We start from the raw sequence: 1,971 nt of genomic DNA on the forward strand, positions 1-1,971 counted from the left end.
TACATTACAACGAAAAGCACCCGCATAGCGCGCTGAAATATCGCTCGCCACGCGAGTTCCGACGTAGGACCGATTCATCAACCTAAGTGTGAGGCGGTGTCCGGAAGTACTGGAGCAAATCCACTCAAGGCCCTCATTCTCTCCTCAACCTACTCCGAAGTCTAGGCGGTATTGTAACAGTGCAGCGCTACCCTGCCCGCTGCTTCCTCGGTCCAGTATTCGATCCAACCTCAGGTGGGTCCGCGATATTCTTTGATTCAGTGCACTTAGGTCAGGTGTGGGGCGAGCTTTCACCTTGCACACCAGGGGATGCTTGAGTGCGTGTCGAAAACGTGATATGCAGTTATCCTATGGAGTCGTTTTGCCGTGCAGAGCTATTAGAAAAGTACCTTCTTGACGCAGGAGCCACTGGCCATCCTTGGTGTTTGGCCGCAACGTTTGCGGCCTTTTCCCCGGTGCGCTTTATGCGATGTAGGGCTTTATCGAGTGAGATCGACGATAGAACCCGAACTCACGTGCTAGTGTCATCAGGCAAGGCAGGCGTTTTCTGCGATTGCGGTGCACCGGATGGTCGTCTCGCGCTTATGCTAGGCCCGTCGGCACTTCGCCGTACGAGCCCACGGGGTGATCGGAGACTGCGCCCGAGCACAACGCGGAACACGATAGCTTGATTGATGATAGATCCATGTGTCGCTTGTACTTCATAGTCGTGAGAGAACCTTATATTCCCTCTTAATCCGATATTCTTCCCAAGGCAACAGGCATAGCGGTTGTAGCATGGCACGTCGGTCAGTGCGGTGGTAACCTCATTAACATTAGCTGCCCGAACTCCTCTTCAGAAATGCACATTTCAATTTTTCCATCAAGCGGAGGCACTTACCCAAAGAAATCCATGGGTGCTACAGGGAGTCTATAGCTCAGTCCCCACAGTGCACGACGATAGCTTCACAACCGTCTATGCACATACCGCAACCGTAGCAGTCAGAACGAATTAACATAGTCCGTCATGGCGATTACCAGCCAGTCCACCCAACTGATCTCCCTCCTAGTGGTGTTGTCATTGCTGCCGCTTTTGGTGGTGATGGGAACGTCATTCCTGAAGCTCTCTGTTGTGTTTTCGTTGTTGCGCAACGCATTGGGCATCCAGCAAATACCGCCCAATATTGCATTGTACGGATTAGCGCTAGTGTTGTCGTTGTTCATAATGGCGCCGGTGGGCTTGGCTGTGCAAGACCGCATTGCGGCGTCGCCGGAACAACCGGATGCGACTCTATTGTCTAGACTGACTGACGACACACTGGATCCGTATCGCGAATTTCTTAAAAAACACACAGGCCCCACTCAGTTGAAGTTTTTTCGCGATACCGCCCACAAAAACTGGCCAGCTGAAGTGCGCGATCGTGTGAGCGACGATTCGTTGCTGCTGTTAATTCCAGCCTTTGCAGTGAGCCAGTTGATCGAAGCGTTCAAGATCGGACTGTTATTGTTCCTCCCTTTCATTGCCATCGATCTGATTGTGTCTAACGTGCTGCTCGCGATGGGAATGATGATGGTGTCGCCGATGACGATTTCGATGCCGTTCAAGATCTTGGTGTTCGTGTTGGTGGGAGGCTGGGACCGACTTCTCGATCAGTTGCTATTGTCGTATCACTAAGACGCTTGACATTTTGAAATCCTGCGACGTTGGCCGGATCCTGCGCGGATAGTATGTCCTCGCGTATGAGGCGGTGAGTCGAGCGCCCATAGATCCCCAGTCGTCGTGACGCTTCTTCCACACTGATCGAATCGGCATGCCATGCCATCGGATTGAACGGCGCAACGCCTAGCCGTTCCCGGAGTTCGGTAACAGGGACCGTGCTTAATGTCTGCCGTCTGGCGATTTGCATCGCATGCGGCTCATGGTCACCGCAAGCTCCCTATCCGGCCACTGCCCACCGAGCTTGCGCATGACCTCAACAGCGTTGAAGCCTT

General features: G+C 53.1%; 1 protein-coding gene. It reads left to right on the plus strand.

All coding sequences use genetic code 11. From position 1 onward, the window contains the following. Positions 1-1,006: 1,006 nt before the first annotated feature. Positions 1,007-1,654, plus strand: coding sequence for a type III secretion system export apparatus subunit SctR (sctR, locus tag P0D80_RS49830; protein ID WP_408296032.1), 648 nt, complete (start codon positions 1,007-1,009; stop codon positions 1,652-1,654). Positions 1,655-1,971: the final 317 nt, after the last annotated feature.

It is taken from the genome of Paraburkholderia sp. RL17-373-BIF-A (assembly GCF_046030175.1).
Taxonomy (GTDB): Bacteria; Pseudomonadota; Gammaproteobacteria; order Burkholderiales; family Burkholderiaceae; genus Paraburkholderia.